We start from the raw sequence: 1,361 nt of genomic DNA, 5'->3' as shown, positions 1-1,361 counted from the left end.
CCCCTGGACCGTCTCCTCCTCGCCCGCGCAGGCGACGGTGACGGCGTACTCGCCGACGCTCACCGTGGAGCGGATGACGGCCTGGCCGAAGAGCCCGTCGGAGTCCTTCGCCAGCTTCACGTCGGCGACGAACGCCTCCGACTTGGCGACCGCCTTGTCGGCCCGGCAGCCGGAGACCCGCAGCGCGATCTCGCCGCCGGCAGCGCCGGTGAGCGGCTCGATCCGCACGGCGCCGGGCGTCTCCTCGGCCGTCGCGTACGGATCGGCGAGTTCGTCGGCTTGGGCGCAGAGGGGGGCGACGACGAGGGCGGCGACGGCGAACGCGCCGCAGAGCGAGAGGCGGACAGTGCCGCGGACAGAACCCATGGCGTACCTCCTGGTGCGTTCGACGCTTCACCCTGGGGCCGCCGCGCGCATCCGCTCCGTGTCCGCATTACTCCATCAGGTGACGAAACGGCTTTTCGGGAAGGCCCGAGGGCGGCGCAGAGCGCCCATATAAGGGGAGAAAGCACAGCGAAGTCACCGCGTTGGCGCGCATGAATAGGATGGCCGTCCCATGATTCCGCGGACGGCAGGAGTTCTCACCCATGACAGAGCGCAAGCCCATTGAATCGTGGCTGACCGATATGGACGGCGTGCTGATGCACGAGGGCGTTCCGGTGCCCGGGGCCGATGCCTTCATCAAGAAGCTGCGCGACTCCGGCAGGCCGTTTCTCGTGCTCACCAACAATTCGATCTACACGGCCCGTGACCTGCACGCGCGGCTGAACCGGATCGGGCTGGACGTGCCGGTCGAGAACATCTGGACCTCGGCGCTGGCCACCGCCAATTTCCTGGACAACCAGCACCCCGGCGGCACGGCCTATGTGATCGGCGAGGCGGGACTGACCACCGCGCTGCACGACGCCGGTTATGTACTGAGCGACGCCGACCCCGATTTCGTCATCCTGGGTGAGACCCGCACCTATTCCTTCGAGGCGCTGACCAAGGCGATCCGGCTCATCAACAACGGGGCCCGCTTCATCGCGACCAACCCCGACAACACCGGGCCTTCCCCCGAGGGCGCGCTGCCCGCGACGGGTTCGGTGGCCGCGCTGATCACCAAGGCGACGGGCAAGGAGCCGTACTTCGTCGGCAAGCCGAATCCCCTGATGATGCGGACCGGGCTCAACACCATCGGCGCCCATTCCGAGACCAGCGCGATGATCGGCGACCGGATGGACACGGACGTGCTGGCGGGGCTGGAGGCGGGGATGGAGACGTTCCTCGTGCTCACCGGGCTGACCGGCAAGGACGACATCGACCGCTACCCGTACCGGCCGACGCGCGTCGTGGACTCGATCGCGGACCTGGTGGACCTC

1 protein-coding gene and 1 pseudogene are annotated in these 1,361 nt (G+C 68.3%); one reads left to right on the top strand and one right to left on the bottom strand.

Annotated features, from left to right (window positions below):
- A pseudogene (locus ACFU99_RS43835) lies at window positions 1-366 on the bottom strand (hypothetical protein); the annotation flags it as partial.
- Window positions 367-587: 221 nt separating this feature from the next.
- Here ACFU99_RS43835 and ACFU99_RS43830 point away from each other — a divergent pair.
- The coding region (locus ACFU99_RS43830; RefSeq protein ID WP_384404396.1) for an HAD-IIA family hydrolase at window positions 588-1,361 on the top strand (774 nt) is incomplete at its 3' end.

It is taken from the genome of Streptomyces sp. NPDC057654 (assembly GCF_042800135.1).
Lineage (GTDB): Bacteria > Actinomycetota > Actinomycetes > Streptomycetales > Streptomycetaceae > Streptomyces.
Note: the sequence above shows the minus strand (reverse complement) of the source record. Positions and strands in the feature narration are given on the sequence as shown.